Origin of the sequence: Marinobacter fonticola, assembly GCF_008122265.1 — a bacterium.
Lineage (GTDB): Bacteria > Pseudomonadota > Gammaproteobacteria > Pseudomonadales > Oleiphilaceae > Marinobacter_A > Marinobacter_A fonticola.
In genome coordinates, this window is record NZ_CP043042.1 from 546,539 (window position 1) to 564,601 (window position 18,063).

At 60.1% G+C, this 18,063-nt stretch carries 13 protein-coding genes; 2 read left to right on the plus strand and 11 right to left on the minus strand.

Features of this window, described 5'->3' with window-relative positions; all coding sequences use genetic code 11:
- Position 1: 1 nt before the first annotated feature.
- The 5 genes from FXO11_RS02400 to FXO11_RS02420 all read right to left on the minus strand — a co-directional run bounded on the left by FXO11_RS02400 (position 2) and on the right by FXO11_RS02420 (position 6,721).
- Positions 2 to 1,612, minus strand: coding sequence for a dihydrolipoyllysine-residue acetyltransferase (locus FXO11_RS02400; RefSeq protein WP_148861405.1), 1,611 nt, complete (start codon positions 1,610 to 1,612; stop codon positions 2 to 4).
- A gap of 47 nt (positions 1,613 to 1,659) precedes the next feature.
- Entirely contained in the window at positions 1,660 to 2,637 is a 978-nt protein-coding gene (locus tag FXO11_RS02405) for an alpha-ketoacid dehydrogenase subunit beta (RefSeq protein ID WP_148861406.1), read from the minus strand.
- A gap of 1 nt (position 2,638) precedes the next feature.
- Complete coding sequence (locus tag FXO11_RS02410) at positions 2,639 to 3,835, minus strand: thiamine pyrophosphate-dependent dehydrogenase E1 component subunit alpha (protein WP_148861407.1); 1,197 nt, start codon at positions 3,833 to 3,835, stop codon at positions 2,639 to 2,641.
- A gap of 350 nt (positions 3,836 to 4,185) precedes the next feature.
- A complete protein-coding gene (locus FXO11_RS02415) occupies positions 4,186 to 5,466 on the minus strand; it encodes a CaiB/BaiF CoA transferase family protein (protein WP_148861408.1) in 1,281 nt (426 codons plus the stop codon).
- A gap of 67 nt (positions 5,467 to 5,533) precedes the next feature.
- The gene (locus FXO11_RS02420; RefSeq protein WP_148861409.1) at positions 5,534 to 6,721 is read right to left on the minus strand and encodes an acyl-CoA dehydrogenase; all 1,188 of its coding nucleotides are present in this window, start codon (positions 6,719 to 6,721) and stop codon (positions 5,534 to 5,536) included.
- Positions 6,722 to 6,903: 182 nt separating this feature from the next.
- Here FXO11_RS02420 and FXO11_RS02425 point away from each other — a divergent pair, with 182 nt between their 5' ends.
- Positions 6,904 to 7,794, plus strand: a complete 891-nt coding sequence (locus FXO11_RS02425) for a LysR family transcriptional regulator (RefSeq protein WP_148861410.1) — start codon at positions 6,904 to 6,906, stop codon at positions 7,792 to 7,794.
- Positions 7,795 to 7,965: 171 nt separating this feature from the next.
- The gene (locus FXO11_RS02430; RefSeq protein WP_148861411.1) at positions 7,966 to 9,105 is read left to right on the plus strand and encodes an MFS transporter; all 1,140 of its coding nucleotides are present in this window, start codon (positions 7,966 to 7,968) and stop codon (positions 9,103 to 9,105) included.
- 111 nt (positions 9,106 to 9,216) lie between these two features.
- Here FXO11_RS02430 and FXO11_RS02435 read toward each other — a convergent pair whose 3' ends face one another.
- The 6 genes from FXO11_RS02435 to xdhA form a co-directional block, all read right to left on the minus strand.
- Positions 9,217 to 10,008, minus strand: coding sequence for a thiazole synthase (locus tag FXO11_RS02435; RefSeq protein WP_148861412.1), 792 nt, complete (start codon positions 10,006 to 10,008; stop codon positions 9,217 to 9,219).
- Positions 10,009 to 10,213: 205 nt separating this feature from the next.
- Positions 10,214 to 10,669, minus strand: coding sequence for a heme-binding protein (locus FXO11_RS02440; RefSeq protein ID WP_148861413.1), 456 nt, complete (start codon positions 10,667 to 10,669; stop codon positions 10,214 to 10,216).
- Between the two features lie 70 nt (positions 10,670 to 10,739).
- Positions 10,740 to 12,104 (minus strand): uracil-xanthine permease family protein, encoded by a 1,365-nt coding sequence (locus FXO11_RS02445; RefSeq protein WP_148861414.1) that lies wholly within the window; start codon positions 12,102 to 12,104, stop codon positions 10,740 to 10,742.
- A gap of 55 nt (positions 12,105 to 12,159) precedes the next feature.
- Positions 12,160 to 13,515: an 8-oxoguanine deaminase gene (locus FXO11_RS02450; RefSeq protein WP_148861415.1), complete on the minus strand. Its 1,356-nt coding sequence runs from the start codon at positions 13,513 to 13,515 to the stop codon at positions 12,160 to 12,162.
- 387 nt (positions 13,516 to 13,902) lie between these two features.
- Positions 13,903 to 16,290, minus strand: coding sequence for a xanthine dehydrogenase molybdopterin binding subunit (gene xdhB, locus FXO11_RS02455; RefSeq protein ID WP_148861416.1), 2,388 nt, complete (start codon positions 16,288 to 16,290; stop codon positions 13,903 to 13,905).
- Positions 16,283 to 17,842, minus strand: a complete 1,560-nt coding sequence (gene xdhA / locus FXO11_RS02460; protein ID WP_148861417.1) for a xanthine dehydrogenase small subunit — start codon at positions 17,840 to 17,842, stop codon at positions 16,283 to 16,285. The genes xdhB and xdhA overlap by 8 nt, the downstream gene beginning before the upstream one ends.
- Positions 17,843 to 18,063: the final 221 nt, after the last annotated feature.

Consider the following 18,063-nt stretch of genomic DNA (forward strand, 5'->3'; position numbering starts at 1 on the left):
TTCAGCCCAAATGCAGCAACATCGTTTGCGGCGCTTCCAGGTAGCCCTTCCAGCGGTTGCAGAAGCGGGCGATGGTGCCGCCATCGATGACGCGGTGATCGCCGGCCCAGCTGATCGTCATGATCGCCCGTTCCACCACCTGGCCGTTGGCATCGAAACGCGGCAGGCGCTGGGTACGGCCGAGCGCGACGATGGCTACCTCCGGCGGGTTGATGATGGGCGCGGCGTAGGTGCCGCCCAGCGCGCCGATGTTGGAGATGGTGATGGTGCCGCCTTTCAGGTCTTCCTGACTGACGCGGCCCTCGCGGGCGGCTTCGGTCAGGCGGGCCACTTCATCGGCGATCTCCAGCAGGGTCAGCCGCTCGACGCCTTTCACGTTGGGCACGATCAGGCCTACTTTGCTGTCCACCGCCATGCCGATATTGCACTGAGGCTGGTAGTGAATCTCGGTGACGTCATCGTTGATGCGGCTGTTGAGGATCGGGAACTCCTGGACCGCCAGTGCCATGGCTTTCATGATGAACGGCATCAGCGTCAGGCGCTTACCCTGGGCTTCGGCCTCGGGTTTGAGCTGCTGGCGCAGGTTGAGCAGGTCGGTGACGTCGATGTCCTCGCTGAAGTTGAAGTGAGGGATCGTCGACGCCGATTCCGCCATGCGCTTGGCCATGGCTGCCCGCATGCCTTTGATCGGCTCGACGCGCACCTCCTGCTCGGCCGCCTCGGCGCGGCGTGGTTTGGCGGCCTTCGCCGAGTCCTCGGGCTGGCGGGTTTGTGCGGCCGGCTTTTCGAGATGCGCCAGAATGTCCGCTTTGAGCACCCGGCCGTCCTTGCCGGTGCCCTCAATGTCGGATAGCTCCAGATCATGCTCGCGGACCAGTCGCCGCACCGCGGGGCTGGCGGGAATGCGCTGACGTGTTTGCGGCGAGGTGGTGGTTTTGGCGGTAGCCGGCACCGAGTCGCTGCTCTTGGGCGCGGCGGCTTGTTGCGGTTTAGCCGCAGGTGCCGAGCCTTCCTCTCGTTCCCGCGGGATAAACGCAAACAGCGGCGAATGTACCTTGGCCAGTTCTTCCTTCTGATAGTAAAGCTGAGTCACCCGGCCGGCTTTTGGCGCGGTGATCTCGACCATCGCCTTGTCGGTCATCACGTCGACCACAGGCTGGTCTTCCTCGATCTCGTCGCCCTCGGCGATGCGCCATTCCACGACCTCGCACTCGACGATGCCTTCACCGATATCCGGCAGGATAAAGTCCTCTGTCTCGCCATCGTCAGAGGCGGTGGTTTCGCCTTTTTGCTCAGCTTCGGGACTGCTTTTGGCGTCCCGGTTGCTATCGGCGGGCGAGGACTCCGATGCGGCGCTTTCGCTACCGTCGTCGTCGTCTTCTGCGATCAGCTCGAACAGCGGTTCATGCACTTTGGCGGTGTCGCCTTCCTGATGGTATAGGCGGGTCACGCGGCCTTTATAGGGCGCTGGAATTTCCACCAGCGCTTTGTCGGTCATGACCTCGGCCACCGGCTGATCTTCCTCGATCACGTCGCCCTCGCTCACCAGCCACTTGACCAGCTCGCACTCCACGATACCTTCGCCGATATCGGGCAGTATAAAATCACTCATGGTTGCTCTCCTGTCCTTCACCCGTCCTTCAATGAAAATCGGGGGACCTAGAATTCGATGCTTTCCCGGATGGCCTCGTAGACCTTCAGGTCGTTGGGCAAGTACTCTTTTTCGAGCACCAGCGGGAAGGGCGTGTCCATCCCGGTAACCCGTGCAATCGGGGATTCCAGGTAGAGGAAACAGCGTTCCTGGATGGTGGCGGCGATCTCGCTGGCAAAGCCGCCGGTCAGCGGGGCTTCGTGCGTGACCACCAGACGCCCGGTCTTGAAGACCGAATCGGCGACGGTTTCCACATCCCAGGGCAGGATGGTGCGCAGGTCGATGACTTCACAGGAGATGCCGTCCTTTTCCGCTTTCTCGACGGCTTTTTCGATGACCTCCATTTGCGCGCCCCAGCCCAGCACGGTGACGTCCTTACCTTCTTTGAGTACCTCGGCTTCGCCCAGGGGCAGCTGGTACTCGCCTTCCGGGACCTCGCCGACGGACGCGCGATAGAGGCGTTTGGGTTCGAAGAACAGGGTAGGGTTGGGGTCGTGAATCGATGCTAGAAGCAGGCCCTTGGCCTGATGCGGATTGCGCGGTACGACGATTTTCAGGCCCGGTGTATGCGCGAAATAGGCTTCCGGAGACTGGGAGTGGTACAGGCCCCCGGCGATGCCGCCGCCATAAGGGGCGCGAATGGTCAGGCCGCCCACATCGAACAGGCTGCCTGAGCGGTAGCGGAACTTGGCCGACTCGTTCACGATCTGGTCGAATGCGGGAAAGATGTAGTCCGCAAACTGGATCTCGGCGACCGGGATCGAGCCCTGTGCCGCCAGGCCGTTGGCGAAGCCAACGATACCTTGCTCCACCAGCGGTGTATTGAAACACCGGGCCTTGCCGTACTTCTGCTGCAGGTTGCTGGTGGCCCGGAAGACGCCGCCGAAAATGCCGACATCCTCACCAAAACACAGTACCCGGTCGTTGCCGGCCATCGCGATATCCAGGGCATCGTTGATGGCCTGGAGCATATTCATCTTCGCCATGTTAAGCCCCTCCCTTTGCCGTTATGGCTGGATCGTTCGCGCTCTTGGGATAGTCATCCGGGTATTTGCGGATGTGGGCCTTGAGCTTCTCGAACTGGGCGTTCAGCATCGGCGGCACCTGATCATAGACATCGGTGATCAAGGACTCGAGTGGCGGCGGCGGGCGTTTCTGGGCGCGTTTCATGGTTTCCAGTACTTCGCGGCGCAGGTCTTCCTGGATTTTCTTTTCGTCGTCCTCGGTCCACCATTTGTGCTTCTCCATCCAGCGCTGCATGCGCAGGAGTGGGTCTTTCTCGCGCCAGGCGGTCTCTTCGTCCTTGCTGCGGTAGCCGGAGGGGTCGTCCGACGACGAGTGCGCCGCGAGACGGTAAGTCATGGCTTCGACCAGTACAGGGCGGTTCTCTTCCACCGCCATTTTACGGGCCAGGCGAGTGGCTTCGTAGACAGCCAGAACGTCGTTGCCGTCGACGCGAATGACATCCATCTTGTAGCCATAAGCCCGGGGCGCTACGCCATCGGCCGCGAACTGTTCGACGGCCGGGGTGGAAATGGCATAACCGTTGTTACGGCAGAAGAAAATGACCGGTACGCGATGCACGGCGGCCATGTTGAGGGCGGCGTGGAAGTCGCCTTCCGATGCGGCGCCTTCGCCGAAATAGGTGATCGTGCACTCACCCTTGCCGGCCAGTTTTTGGCCGTAGGCGTAGCCGGTGGCCTGGGGAATCTGGGTGGCTAGGGGGGATGAAATGGTCATGTAGTGCAGGTTGCTCGAGCCATAGTGAACCGGCATCTGACGACCCTTGCCGTAGTCCAGCTCGTTACCGAACAGCTGATTCATGAACTCGTCGATGGTGTAGCCACGGTAAGCGAGCGAGCCTTGTTCCCGGTACTGGGCCATGATCATGTCGGTATCGTCCAGGGCAGCGGTACTGCCGATTACGGCGGCTTCCTCCCCGGTGCACTGCATGTAGAAGCTCAGGCGCCCCTGGCGCTGGGCGGCGAGCATGCGCTCGTCGAGTACCCGCGTCATCACCATCGCGCGATAGATGCGTAGGGCTTTGTCCTTGTCGATATCAGGCGCTTTGGCGCCCTTGTAGAGGGAGCCGTCCTGCTTGAGAAGCTTGAATGTGGGAATGTGAAATTCCGCACCGTCGGTAAAAGACGGAGAATAAACAACCTTGGATTTTGTTGTTGTCATAATCCTCTTCCTGGGGTGGTGGCTTGAGGAACAAGATGCCCCTTGTGAGGGCACCCATTTACGTGAGCCGCTGTTCCATCCAGTTCTATCGAGTTCTATCCAGAGTATAGAAAGTATAGAACGCAGAGCGCAGCCCGCTGGATATCCGCCTGGAGTCTGTGTCGACCCTCAGGCGAAAGCCAGCGAAACTGGGCTCTGCGCCGCATTTTCCGGTGATCGACCGGGGCGCGGCAGGGCTCTTTGGGGCTAACTTGTGGGTTTGGATAAAACCGACTTGAATCAGCCAGTGTTGACCTTAACGTAAAGTGCTGGCTTGGGGTAGTGTCAAGTGATCGAACTTTGGTTCTCGTTTAGGCAACGACACCGGATCGAAACAAGACTGCAATGGCGGCTTCGTCCAGTTCAAGGTCTTCCGTTAACAAGGTCTGGGTATGTGCGCCAAGGCCGGGCGGTGCCGCTCGATAGGCGGCCGGGGTTGCGCTGAATTTTGCCGGATAGGCAATGGTGGGAATGGCGTAGCCATCGGCTCGCTCGAGGGGAACGACCATCTCACGGGCGCTCACCTGGGGGTCTTCGAAAACTTCCGGGATGGTATTGATGGGACCGCAGGGCACCTTCGCCATTTCCAGCAGGTGAATAATGTGCTCGCGTGAGTAGTGGGCCAGCCGTTCTTCCAATGTGGCCTCAAGGGCGGAACGGTTTGCGACCCGGTCGGCGTTGGTGCGGAACCTTGCGTCCTGACCTGTCGCATCAAGCGCCAAAACGTCGCACAGCGATCGGAATTGCCGGTCGTTGCCGCAGGCGATAATCACGTGGCCATCCTGCACCGGATAAGCTCGGTAGGGCACCAGGTTAGGGTGATGATTGCCCATCGGGCGAGGCGTACGTTTGCCCACGAGCCAGTTGGAACCCTGGTTGGCAAGCATTGCTACCTGGCAATCCAGCAGGGCGCAGTCGATATACTGGCCCTCACCGGTTCGATCCCGGTGCGCGATGGCGGCGAGGATCGAGGTGGCAGCGTACATGCCGGTGAATTCATCGGCGATGGCAACGCCGGTCTTTAACGGTTCGCTGCGTTGATCCCCATTATCCGGCTGACCGGTAATGCTCATCAGCCCGCCCATGCCCTGAATCAGAAAATCATAGCCAGCGCGTTGGGCGTAGGGGCCGGTCTGGCCGAAGCCGGTGATAGAGCAATACACTAAGCGCGGGTTGAGCTCTCGCAGCGTGTCGTAGTCCAGGCCGTACTTCTTTAGGCCGCCGACCTTGAAGTTCTCCACCAGAATATCGGCGGAGCGGGCCAGCTTGCGGATCAGGTTCGCCCCTTCGGGCTTTGAGAAGTCGACACAGACCGACTCCTTGTTGCGATTGCAGCAGGTGAAGTAGGCGGCATCGGAGGCGCCGGACGATGGGTCTTCTATACTACCGCTACTGCGCGTCAAAAAGGGTGGGCCCCAGCGACGGGTGTCGTCGCCGATCAGGCTTTCAATCTTAATCACCCGGGCGCCCAAGTCCGCAAGAATCTGCGTGGCCCAAGGGCCGGCCAGAATGCGGCTCAGGTCCAGAACGGTCAGATGACTGAGTGGTCCCTGGCGTGCCGTCGTGGGAGGCGCTGGATTGGATTGATCCATGGAACACTCTCTCCGTTGCCCATTGGGATGCGCCGGACGTTATCGCGCCCGGCGGCCCCGGTCGGGTTTAGCAGGTAAACGCCTGGATGCCCGTCTGAGCACGGCCCAGGATCAGGGCGTGCACGTCGTGGGTCCCCTCGTAGGTGTTGACCGCTTCCAGATTCACCATATGGCGGATGACGCCGTACTCGTCGGATACGCCGTTGCCGCCGAGCATGTCGCGGGCCGTCCGTGCGATATCCAGCGCCTTGCCGCAGGAATTGCGCTTCATCAGCGACGTGATCTCCACGGCGGCCTTCTCTTCATCCTTTAATCGACCCAGCCTCAGACAGCCCTGCAGGCCCAGGGTGATTTCCGTCTGCATGTCCGCCAGCTTCTTCTGGATCAGCTGGTTAGCGGCCAGTGGGCGGCCGAATTGCTTGCGGTCGAGCACGTATTGGCGCGCCGCCGTCCAGCAGAATTCAGCGGCACCCAGGGCGCCCCAGGCAATGCCGTAACGGGCGGAATTCAGGCAGGTGAAGGGGCCACGCAGGCCGGTGACGTCCGGGAACATGTTCTCTTCCGGCACGAAGACTTCATCCATCGCGATCTCGCCGGTGATGGAGGCGCGCAGGCTCACCTTGCCGTGGATGGCCGGGGCGCTCAATCCCTTCATGCCCTTGTCGAGGATGAAGCCGCGGATCTTGCCATCCTCGGTCTTGCCCCAGACTACGAACACGTCGGCGATTGGGCTGTTGGTGATCCAGATCTTGCTGCCGCTCAGCTTGTAGCCACCGTCGACTTTCTTGGCGCGGGTTTCCATGCTGCCGGGGTCGGAGCCGTGATTCGGCTCGGTCAGGCCGAAACAGCCAATCCACTCGCCGCTGGCCAGCTTAGGCAGATACTTCTGCTTCTGCGCTTCGGAGCCGAATTCGTTGATCGGCACCATCACCAGGGAAGACTGCACGCTCATCATGGAGCGGTAGCCGGAATCCACCCGCTCGACTTCGCGGGCGATCAGGCCGTAGGACACGTAGTTGAGGCCCGCGCCGCCGTACTGCTCGGGGATGGTGGCGCCCAGCAGGCCCAGTTCGCCCATCTCACGAAAGATCTTCGGATCGGTGTTTTCGTTGCGGAAGGCATCCAGAACGCGGGTGGCCAGCTTGTCCTGGGCGTAGCTATGGGCGGTATCCCGCACCATGCGTTCTTCTTCCTCAAGCTGGTCGTCCAGCAGTAGAGGGCTTAACCAGTTGAATTCGGCGTCGGAGCGGCTCATTGTTCGTTAACCTCACTTGAGAATTTGTTGACTTTTTAGTCTGCTGCTCTGAAAAGGGCTTTGTTACGGTATAATTGGATAATAAAGAAACAACTGATCTTTACTCAAACGATAATATTTCATTCCATTGTGCTAAAATATCACTTCATAATTCGTGCGGCAGCCAGGAGCAGAGAGATTGCATGCGTCGTAAAGTACCCAGTACAACGGTCCTGATGGGCTTCGAAGCGGCGGCCCGGCACGTTAGTTTTACCGAAGCGGCCCAGGAACTGTCGTTGACTCAGAGCGCCATCTGTCGTCAGATCGCCTCCCTTGAAGAGTTTCTTGGTGTCAAGCTGTTTCGGCGCGGCCGCCAAGGTGTGCGGCTGACGCAAGCCGGCGAGAGCTACCATCGCCTGGTGGCGCAGCGTCTCAACGAGATTGAGCGCGACACGCTATCGGTCATGGGTAATCATGGCACGGAAAACGCACTTGAGCTTGCCGTAGTGCCCACGTTCGGCACCCGCTGGCTAATTCCTCGCCTGCGCAAGTTCAGGGCGCTGCACCCGAATATTACGGTGAACATGACCAACAAGACGCGGCCGTTCCTGTTCTCGGATACACCGTTCGACGCTGCTATTTACTTCGGCAATGGCGATTGGTCGGGCACCGAGACCACTTTGTTGATGTACGAGCGGCCGGTGCCGGTGTGCAGTCCGGAGCTGATTGCTCCAGCTACATCGCTGGCTTACGACGACATTGTGAACTATCCGTTGCTGCAGCAGACCACACGACCCTATGCCTGGCGGGAATGGTTTCGGTCGCTGGATATGCGCGTCGAGCGGGATATGTCCGGCCCACGCTTCGAGCTGTTCACGATGTTGGCGGAGGCTGCCGCCCACGGCATGGGCATCGCCCTGATTCCAGCGTTTCTGATCGAGCGGGAACTGCAGTCGGGCCAATTGATCGTGCCGGTTTCGCACAGCTTCCGCAGTAAAGGTGGCTACCATTTTGTATTGCCCGATCTTCGGAAAGACAACGAAACGGTCAACCATTTCAGGGAGTGGGTGTTGAGTGAAGGTGAGTTTGCCTGAGTGATGGAAGCCTAATGACGCTAGACCATTGCGCTATGCCGGATTAACCAACCGCCCCCTCCTTGGAACGGCTGCGCAACTGGATAAGGCCCTTGTAAAACCTTGATTGACGCTCCAAAAAATCGTCAGAAAAGCGATAACAGGCTTAACTTCCGCATCATTTGTATTGCAATGACGGCAGCTTTCCTGGCGCAATCCATGTTGCTCGTGGCGATTCCGGTCCACGCGCTGGATCTGCATGCCTCGCCGCTGGAACTCGGGGCCATCTTTAGTGCGCCGGCCATCCTGCCGCTGTTTTTTGCCATTCCCATGGGTGGCTTCGTGTCTCACCGGGGTGGGCGTTTCTCTATCATTTCGGGAGCGGTGGTGACGGTGGTGGGGATTGGCCTGATCCTGGCGCTCCCCTCCATTCCAGGTCTTTTTATAGCTCAGCTGTTGATCGGTCTGGCCCAGATGCAAATGGTGCTGGCGGCGCAAACCGTCGTTTCCAGTCTGGGCACCGGCAAGACGCTGGAGAACTATTTCGGCTGGTACACCACTTGGCTGTCCGGCGGTCAGGTGATCGGTCCGCTGCTGGCCGGTGGTTTGATCGATTTGTATGGCACCGCAGAGCCGGCGTTTTACGCCATGGCTCTGTTGTCGCTGGTGGGCGCTTTCCTCGCGCTAGGGTTGATCGGCGATGCCCGCGAAGGCCGAGCCACAGATCGATCCGTCAGCGGTTTTCTCGCCCAGGGGAGACTGCTGAAAACCAACCGCGGCGTACAGGTTTCCATCGCCGTCACTATGGCAGCGATGTTCGCCCTTACGGTCCATGGCAGTTACCTACCGGTCTATCTCGATGGTTTGGGGCTCGGAGCCTCCACCATCGGCTTTCTCGTCAGTTTGCGCGCAATCGCTTCCATGCTGGTTCGCCCTTTCACCGGGCGTATTATTTCCATACTCGGCGGTCGCGAAACCACGGTGTTGTTCTCCGTCGTGGCCATGACCGTCGGCCTTGGCTTCACCGGTAGCGTTCACGCGGTCGTAGCCTTGGGTCTGCTGTCCGTGCTGGTCGGCATCGGTGCGGGGCTATCGCAGCCGTTGTCCATGGTTCTACTGGCCGAAAGCGTTGACAGCGAACAGCGCTCCGGCGCACTGGGCATGCGGCTGATGGGGAACAGGGCGGTGAAACTCATTGCGCCGCTGCTGTTCGGGGCGGTATTTGCCATGGCTGGGTTCGGTGTGGCGTTTATGGTGGGCGGGGTGACTGTCGGCGTTTGTGGGATCTTGCTGTACTGGATTGTGCGGCGGTTGGGGGTGGAATCCGCATGATCGAGGCTGAGTCTGCAGGAAGCTTCCAACTCGAGGTGGGGCCTGTAAACTCGCGACGGGGCCCGTAAAAAGGGCGAGGCTATGATCCATCGCCCTAAGGTCGCTAAACTCTCAGCCGATTAAACCCGCCGTCGGTGACGAGGGATTCGCGCGCACTCGACGTGGCATGCGTTCAGCCAGGTACGCGCGGCGCCCGGCTTCTATCGCCATGCGCATGGCGCCCGCCATCAGAATGGGTTGCTTGGCGTGGGCAATGGCGGAATTCATTAATACGCCGGCACACCCTAGTTCCATCGCGAGCGCCGCATCGGAGGCGGTGCCAATGCCCGCATCGACGATGACGGGCACCTCCAGGCCGTCGAGTATGATCGTCAGCGCATGAGGGTTGGATAGCCCTAAACCGGAGCCGATTAACGAACCCAGGGGCATCACGGCACAGCAACCTATCCGTTCCAGCTCTTTAGCAACGATGGGGTCGTCATTGGTGTAGACCATCACGTCGAAGCCGTCTTGAATCAGCTCCTCGGCCGCCTTTAAGGTTTCCACAACGTTGGGGTACAGCGTGTTGTCGTCCCCGAGCACCTCAAGCTTGACGAGGTTATGACCGTCGAGCAGCTCCCGAGCCAGTTTGCAGGTGCGGACGGCATCCTTGGCCGTGTAACAGCCGGCGGTGTTGGGCAGCAGCGTATAACGTTCGGGCGAGATCACGTCCAGGAGGTTGGGACCCTCGTCTTGACCGAGGTTGGTGCGGCGTACCGCAAAGGTCACAATTTCAGCGCCGCTTTCAGAGACTGCAAGGGCGGTCTCATCGAAGTCACGGTACTTGCCCGTCCCCACAAGCAGTCGGGAACTGAACGTCCGTCCAGCGATTTTAAGCGGCTTATCTGCAACAGCTTTTTGCATGTCGTTTCCTTGGGTTTACCCCCGCCCCGGTACTGCGGATATCTTCGTAGGTTGTTACAGGTGCGTTGGTTGGCACCGTAACGGCTCCCCGAGGCGGTTCTTTCAGTAGTTTCCAGATGTTTCGTCGGCAACGGGCGCTGGGAGGGCGCGAAGTGTCGCCCGATTGGCCGAGACAGCGCGCCTATTTCCTTAGTCCCGTGCCTGGTTATGCCTCTGGATGTCCAGCGAGAAAGCTGGCGTTCTGCGGCTGCTCCAGGCAAGCGGCGATGGCTTTGATGCCGGCCTTGGCGACTTGGGCGTCCTGGTCGGGCTTGACGCCCGAGACGCCGATGCTGCCGGCCACCTGGCCGTTCTGGATCACAGGCACACCGCCGGTGAGCAGGCCCTCAAGCGGCGCGGAGAGAAAGGCATTCCGGCCGTTATTGATCATGTCCTCGAAGACCGCCGTTTCCTTGCGTCCGATGGCGGCGCTACGGGCTTTTTCTATGGCCACATTCACCGTGAAGGGTGCTACGTCGTCCAGCCGCCGCAAGCCCAATAAATGACCGCCGTCGTCGGCCACCGCTATCGTGACCGCCCAGCCATTGGCTTCGGCTTCTTTTTGAGCGCCGTCAAGAATCGCGCTGACGTCGGTCAACGCCAGCACCGGTTTTGTTTTCATAATAGGGTCCTTGGTTCGTCACTGTTTGTTATTGAATGTCGGAGTTAATCGTTAAATAGCGAGTCTCGACCTATCCGTTAGTTTCAGTGCCGTCGGGCAGTGAAATGCGGCTTTTAGGGAGAATCAGGTTCAATACGATTGCTGTAAGCGCTCCAGGGATTAAGCCGGACTCGATCATGGCTATGACATTTTCCGATAGGCCGGCATAAAGCCCTTCCTGTGCCGGCAGACCCACGGCAATTGTGAGCGATGTGCCGATGATCAGCATGTTGCGCTTGTCGAACGGGACGCTACTGAGCATTTTGATACCCGCACTGGCGATCATGCCGAACATGATCAGTACGGCGCCGCCGAGCACGGCATTCGGAATGCTGGAAATCACGCTTCCGAGCTTTGGCAGGAGGCCAGCCAACATCAGGAATACGCCGCCGATGGCGACGACGTACCGGCTGACAACGCCAGTGAGCGCCACCATGCCGACGTTCTGACTGAAACTGATTTGCGGAAAGGCGTTAAAGATGGCGGCAAAAACGCTTGCGATGCCATCGGCCATGACGCCGCCGGAGAGCTCTTTCTTGGTGGGCTCGCGGTTCAGTCCGCCCGCAGTGGTGCCTACGATATCGCCAATGGATTCGGCCACGGTAACCAATGACAACAGGACGACGGGAACAATGGCCGCAAGATGGAACTCAATGCCAATACCAAACGGTGAGGGTAGGGACACCCAGTCTGCACCGGTTACTTTCGAGAAATCGACATAGCCCAGGAAAATGGCCGCGCAGAAGCCTGCCAGCAAGCCGACCAGGGGCGCCACTTCGCTCCAGATACCGCGACAGAACTGGTGAAGGCCTATCGTCACGATCAGTACCAGCGCAGCAAGCCCAAGATGATGGATGGACCCGAAATCCGCGGCGCCGAAGCCGCCGCCGGCATAGGCAAGTCCGACCGGCATCAGCAATATACCGAGCATCACCACGAAGGTGCCCGTCACCACAGGCGGGAACAGGAAGCGGAACCAGGGCAGGAACAGACCCACCACCGCCATTGCAATACCGCCACATAGCGCGGCTCCCAAAGCAGCAGGCAAACCCAGACCGACGGCTATCGGGATCAGGACAGGTACAAACCCGAAACTCGTTCCCATGACGATGGGGAGGCGGGCGCCGATCGGGCCTAAACCCAACGACTGGAGCAGGGTTGCAACGCCGGCGACAAACATCGCCGCCTGAACCATGAACGCGGTTTGATCGGGAGGCAGGTCCGCCGCCCCCGCGATAATGATCGGTACGGTTACGTTACCGACAAACATCGCCAATACATGTTGAATACCCAAAGGTATTGCGCGCCGCAAAGGCGGCATGGCGTTGACGTCGTGGGAGCCGCCGCGGTTATCGGCCGGTGTGCTCTCTACTTTTTCGGACGTGGTTGAGGTCATCGGGGTCTCCTGGATATTGTTTTTGTACGGATCCTAGCGGGGACTGCGAGTGGTCCTATACGGCCCTCCTGAGCTTGCGGGCGGCCTCGTCGTGGCGTGCCATCAGCGAGTTGAGGTCGACGCCGCAGGGTTGGCCGTCGGCGACTCGCCAGCGCCCGGCGACCATGACGCGGTCCGCACGGTGGGCGCCGCACAGCAATAAGGCAGCTAAGGGATTTTCTGCGCCGGAAAAACGCGGCTCGTCAAGTTTGAACATCGCCACATCCGCCTGCTGGCCGGGCTCCAGACCGCCGATGTCTGTGCGTCCCAGACATCGGGCGGAGCCTCGCGTCGCCCAGCGGATGACGGCTTCGTGAGTGACCTCGCTCGGGGAATATCGCAGTCGACCCAACAGCAATGCCTGACGCATTTCCGAAGCAAGGTTCGAGTGGTCGCACGAGGCCGAACCGTCGACGGCCAAACCCACCGGCGCGCCCGCGGCTTCGAGCTCCAGGGTACGGCATAACCCGGAACCCAGAACCATATTCGAAGACGGGCAGTGCGCGATACCCGTTCCTGCGCGTCCAAGGCGCTGAACTTCGTCCTGCTCGAAATGAATGCCATGGGCCAGCCAGGTGCGATCGCTCAGCCAACCGCAATCTTCAAGATAGTCCAAGGGGCGCATGCCAAAGAGTTTCTGGCAATAGGCGGTCTCGTCTTCAGTTTCGGCAAGGTGGGTGTGCAGGCGAACGTCGTTGACCTCGGCCAAGCGCGCGCTCTCGCGCATGAGATCGCGGCTTACCGAAAACGGCGAGCAAGGCGCCAGGGCTATCGTGGTCATGGCCCCGTCAGCCCGTTGGTGGTAACGGTCAATGAGGCGCTGGCTGTCGTCGATGATGGTTTGCTCGTCCTGCACCACGGTCTGCGGCGGTAGGCCGCCATCGTCGCGGCCTACGCTCATGGAACCCCGCGTCAGCGCGGCCCGGACCCCCAGACGTTGGGCGGTTTCGACCTGGCAGTCAACGGCGTTTTTCAGCGCCCCGGAAAACACGTAATGGTGATCGGCGACGGTCGTGCATCCTGACATGAGCAACTCGACCATCGCCAGCTCGCTGGCCAAGGCCATCTGGCTTTCGTCGAGGTTGGCCCATACGTCATAGAGGGTGGTCAACCACGGAAACAGTTCCTTGTTGAGCGCTGGGGAGTAGGCTCGCGTCAGGGTTTGGTAAAAGTGATGGTGTGTATTGACCAGGCCGGGCAGCAGCACATGCTCTGATGCATCGAAGGTTTCATGAACGTCCTGGCTGGGTTGTTGACCCGCTGCCACCTTTTCCACGATTTTCGTCCCATCGACCACAATCCCACCGGCGGCATTCGGATCGGCGCAGGCAAGCGGGTTGCGAATCCACAATCGGTGTCCCGTCTCTGACATTTCTATGATTCTCTTTTTGTATACAGTGTAATGGTCAATGTCGTACTAAATTGTATCGGCTGTCAAGTCCGTCTGTTTCTGGCGAGGGTATTTCGTTGTTTTTGCTGGCGATCTATTTTCTGCTGGTGGTGGCGGTCAGGTTGCCGCGATAAAAGGCTGGTTTTATGGTTGCGCTCGTGCCCCTACGCCTGCTGGCGGCCTGCCCGTTTTCAGGCGGTGAGTTGGGCTTTGTTGAACATAAGCGTTAAATATCGGGGATTCAAAGAGAGGGATACTGGGGAATGGAAGACGTGTGGCCTTTGGGAAGAATGGCGGTATCGCCAATACAGGGTGCTGCCCCGCCGGCGCTCGAGTGAGCACCGGCGGGGCAGGGCGTTCAGGAAACGGTTATGCGTGCGAGGGTTCCTGAGCCGTTTCTCGCCGGTCAGACTTCGATTGCTCCGCCATCCAGCGCTCGGTCGCAGCGACCGCGCCGAGCACCCGCTCCGGGGTGGCGGGGGTGTCCAGGGGCGGGCTGTAGCGGTAATCTCCCACGCTGGCGACGGCATCGCGCAGGGCGGACCAGACCGCCATCCCCAGCATGAGCGGCGGCTCCCCTACGGCCTTGGAACGAAACACAGTGGCCTCGCGGTTAGGGCTGTGGGGTAGTAGCGCCACGCGAAAGTCCGGTGGGGCATCGGAAACGGCCGGAATCTTGTAGGTTGCCGGGCCGTTGGACAACAGTCGGCCGTCGTCGCTGTAGACCAGTTCCTCGGTGGTCAGCCAGCCCATGCCCTGGACGAAACCACCTTCGATCTGACCGATATCGACGGCCGGGTTAAGCGATTGGCCCACATCGTGAAGGATATCCGCGCGCAGCACTTTGTATTCGCCGGTGAGAGTGTCGACCACGACCTCGGCACACGCTGCTCCGTTAGCAAAGTACAGGAAAGGCCGGCCCTGCCCTGTGCCCCGGTCGTAATGGATTTTCGGAGTGCTGTAAAATCCGTTCGAAGACAGGGAAACGCGCGCCAGGTAAGCCTGCTGCACGAATTCCGCCCAGCCGAATTGCCGCTCGCCCACATGGACTTCGTTGTTGGCGAAGGCCACCGCGTCGGCCTCTACGCCGTAGGTTTCGACCGCAAAATCCACCAAACGCTGCTTGATCTTTTCGCAGGCATCCAGGGCGGCCATGCCGTTCAGGTCGGTGCCTGACGAGGCGGCAGTCGGCGAGGTATTGGGCACCTTGTCTGTCCGTGTTGCGGACACTTTTATCCGATCCAGATCGACCTGGAAGGCTGCCGCGACGACTTGGGCGACCTTGATATACAGGCCTTGCCCCATTTCCGTGCCGCCGTGGTTGAGATGAATGCTGCCGTCGGTATAGACGTGCACCAGAGCGCCGGCCTGATTGAGGTGCTTGGCGGTGAATGAAATGCCGAATTTTACTGGGGTCAGCGCCAGACCTCGTTTCAGGGCAGTGTTTTGCTTGTTGAACTCGGTTATTTCAGCACGGCGTTGGCGGTAATCCGAGCTGGCTTCGAGCGTTTCAATCAGCTCCGGTAGCACGTGCTGCTCGACCTTTTGGCCGTAATGGGTGACGTCCCGGCCCGGGCCATAGAGGTTGCGCTTGCGTACATCCAGCGGGTCCAGACCAAGATGACGGGCGATATCGTCCATCGCCCGTTCGATGATCATCATCCCCTGAGGGCCGCCGAAGCCGCGGAAGGCGGTATTGGAAACGGTGTGCGTCTTGCAGCGATGGCCGGCCACACGCGCCTGGTCGAGGTAATAGGCGTTGTCCGAGTGGAACATGGCGCGGTCGACGATGGCGTCGGAGAGATCCGGCGAGAAACCGCAGCGGCCGGCAACCATGATATCCGCGCCTCGAAGCACGCCTTGCTCATCGAAACCGATATCGTAGGTATTGTAAAAGTCGTGGCGTTTCCCGGTTTGTACCATGTCGTCGAAGCGTGCCATCCGATACTTGACCGGGCGCCCGGTGTGCCGGGCGAGCAGCGCCGCAATGCAGGCCAGGGGCGCGGCTTGCGTTTCCTTGCCGCCGAAGCCTCCACCCATGCGTCTGACTTCCACCTGAACTTCATGGATCGGCAGGTCGAGCACCTCGGCAACCAGTTTTTGCACTTCGGAGGGATGCTGGCTCGAGGTGTGGACGAATACACCTTCGTCTTCGGTGGGTTCTACCAGGCAGGCCTGACCTTCGAGGTAGAAATGTTCCTGACCGCCGACGTGCATGTCGGCTTGCAGGCGGTGTGGAGCGTCGGCGAGTGCTTTATCCGGGTCGCCGCTCAACTGGGTGTGTCCGGGACGGACAAACAATTGCTGCTCCAGCGCGGCTTGCGCGGTCAGCACCGCGGGCAGCGGCTCATAGCTGACTTTCGCGAGCCGGGCGGCTTGCCTGGCGGCACGATGGCTCGTTGCGGCGACGGCGAACAGGGGCTGGCCCACATGCTCCACCAGATCGCCGGCCAACACCGGGTCGCCGGGGAAGACCGGCCCGATATCCGTGTGACCCGGCACATCGTCGACGGTCATGACGGCGACGACGCCCGGGTAAGCCCGAACTTCGCTGAGATCCATAGCGGTAATGCGGGCATGGGCTTGGGCGCTCTGACCCACTGCTGCGTGCAAAATGCCTTCGGGCTCGGGCAGGTCGTCGATGTAGCGCGCCTGGCCTCGAACATGTTTCCAGGCGCTATCGTGAAACGCTTCGGTGCCGGTGACACCGTTTGCGGTGGTGGAGGTTGCTGAAGTGTTGGAAGGTAGCTTACGCATAGTCGGTCACCATGAGCGGCTGCTGTGAACGAGTGGAGTCCTGGGTGCTTTCCAAAAGCGCGCGGCGCAGTAGGTTACCGGCCACTTGTAGTCGATAGGCGGCGGAGCCCCGCACGTCGGTCATCGGGTTGAAATCGCTTTCCAGGGCTGACATGGCGGAGGCGACTGTAGACGCGTTCCAGGGCTGGCCTTTCAGTTCGGCCTCAGCGCTGGTGGCCCGTTTTGGCGTCGCCGCCATTCCGCCAAACGCCAGCCGGCAATCTGTGATAGTTTCCCCGTCCCGTTTCAGCCAGAACGCGCCCAGTACCGCGGAAATGTCGTCATCGATGCGCTTGGACACCTTGTAGATCAGTAGCGTCTCATCGGGCTTCGATGCGGGTATCCAGACGCCGCGAATGAATTCGTTCGGTTTGAGGGCGGTCTGCTTATAGCCCAGGAAGAAATCCTGTAAGGGCAGGCGACGGATGCCATCCACGCTGTCCAGTTCCAGTTCTGCTCCGAGCGCAATCAAGGTTGGGGGCATGTCGCCGATTGGCGACGCGTTGCCGATATTTCCGCCAACGGTTCCACGGTTCCGAATCTGTCGTGACCCCAGGCGCTCAAGCATTGGCCCGAAATGAGGCCAGCGCTCTTCAAGGTTGTGGAACACCGCGCGGTAGGTGGCGCCCGCACCCAAGTAGATTCCGTCGTCACATTCGCGGATGTCCTGGAGTTCTTCGATGCCGCTCAGACCAATTAGGTGCGTCAGGTCCTTCAGCTGCTGAGTGATTTCGAGCGACAGATCGGTGCCACCCGCAATTAACCTGGCATCGGGGAACTGGTTGCGTAACTTGCGCAGGGCTTCGAGCGTCGCGGGTGCGTCGTAGCGGTAGCCTTGCTCGTCCGAGAGCGTGCCAGAGGTGCCCTGTAATTTGAGCAACTGGGCGATCATTTCCGGGTCTTGAAGCCAGGCTGGTCCCGTAAGACCGGGCGCGGAATCACTCGAGTCGGCCGCAACGGGACCGCTGAGTGCACTTCCTCGATTCAGCACGGCGTTACTCGAACTGGGCTCCCAGGTTTGCACGCAGGCTCGGCGTCCGGCTTCGACGATAGGGCGGTAGCCGGTGCAGCGACAGAGGTTGCCGGACAGTGCTTCCAGTATCGCTTGGTCGTTGGGGGCAGAGCCGCTGGCAGCGCCCTCGGTATGTAGCGTGAACAGCGACATGATGATGCCCGGCGTGCAGAAGCCGCACTGGGCTCCATGACACTCCACCATCTCCTTCTGAACCGGATGGGCCGGTTCCTGAGTCAGCGCCTCCACGGTAACCAAGTGCTTGCCGTGTAGGCTCCCGACGAGTGCTATACAGCTATTGACGCTGTCGTAGCGAAGCTGTCCGGATTGCGACTGGTCAGGTGTGCCGATGGCCACGGTGCAAGCCCCGCAGTCACCGGAAGCGCAGCCCTCCTTAGTCCCGGTCAGGCGCGCTTTAGTGCGTAGCCAGTCCAGGATGCTTAGATTCGGGTCGACTTGACTCAGTTTTTGTTGTTGGCCGTTCAAGTAGAATTCGATCACAGATATTCCCCGTTCTCTGCACTTGCGCCGCGTTCTCTCTGGTTTCTCTTACTTGGCAGAGAGTCCGAGAGTAAGCGGCGAAAGCCGTTGTTGATTTCCTCAGTGTCCAGGCGGTTTCGCCTCACCGGGACCCAGTATCATCTGAGCTGTTTTTATTTTTACAATTTCCTGACTGTTTAGTCTAGTTTTTATGAGTGCGCAATATGGTTCACGCCGAGGGC

Coding starts and splice junctions, on each gene's coding strand:
- FXO11_RS02405 (WP_148861406.1), bottom strand. CDS start 2,637: ATGGCGAAGATGAATATGCTCCAGGCCATCAACGATGCCCTGGATATC.
- FXO11_RS02450 (WP_148861415.1), bottom strand. CDS start 13,515: ATGTCAGAGACGGGACACCGATTGTGGATTCGCAACCCGCTTGCCTGC.
- FXO11_RS02400 (WP_148861405.1), bottom strand. CDS start 1,612: ATGAGTGATTTTATACTGCCCGATATCGGCGAAGGTATCGTGGAGTGC.
- FXO11_RS02440 (WP_148861413.1), bottom strand. CDS start 10,669: ATGAAAACAAAACCGGTGCTGGCGTTGACCGACGTCAGCGCGATTCTT.
- FXO11_RS02435 (WP_148861412.1), bottom strand. CDS start 10,008: ATGCAAAAAGCTGTTGCAGATAAGCCGCTTAAAATCGCTGGACGGACG.
- xdhB (WP_148861416.1), bottom strand. CDS start 16,290: ATGCGTAAGCTACCTTCCAACACTTCAGCAACCTCCACCACCGCAAAC.
- FXO11_RS02430 (WP_148861411.1), top strand. CDS start 7,966: ATGACGGCAGCTTTCCTGGCGCAATCCATGTTGCTCGTGGCGATTCCG.
- FXO11_RS02415 (WP_148861408.1), bottom strand. CDS start 5,466: ATGGATCAATCCAATCCAGCGCCTCCCACGACGGCACGCCAGGGACCA.
- FXO11_RS02420 (WP_148861409.1), bottom strand. CDS start 6,721: ATGAGCCGCTCCGACGCCGAATTCAACTGGTTAAGCCCTCTACTGCTG.
- FXO11_RS02410 (WP_148861407.1), bottom strand. CDS start 3,835: ATGACAACAACAAAATCCAAGGTTGTTTATTCTCCGTCTTTTACCGAC.
- FXO11_RS02425 (WP_148861410.1), top strand. CDS start 6,904: ATGCGTCGTAAAGTACCCAGTACAACGGTCCTGATGGGCTTCGAAGCG.
- FXO11_RS02445 (WP_148861414.1), bottom strand. CDS start 12,104: ATGACCTCAACCACGTCCGAAAAAGTAGAGAGCACACCGGCCGATAAC.